We start from the raw sequence: 248 nt of genomic DNA on the forward strand, positions 1-248 counted from the left end.
ATGGATACACCACTAGCTGAAACGATGATTGCAGGCATGACTATAGGAATGGCAGCTCAAGGCCTGCGTCCGGTTGCAGAAATACAGTTTATGGGCTTCATTTATGCTTCAATGGAGCACTTGGTTAGCCATGCTTCACGTATGCGTAATCGCACACGTGGGCGCCTTTCTTGCCCCATGGTTATTCGCGCCCCCTATGGCGGGGGAATTCATGCACCCGAACATCATAGTGAAAGTACCGAGGCAAT

1 pseudogene is annotated in these 248 nt (G+C 50.4%); it reads left to right on the plus strand.

From position 1 onward, the window contains the following. Nucleotides 1-248: pseudogene (locus A3761_RS06195) on the plus strand (alpha-ketoacid dehydrogenase subunit beta); the annotation flags it as partial.

Source organism: Oleiphilus sp. HI0123 (genome assembly GCF_001635315.1).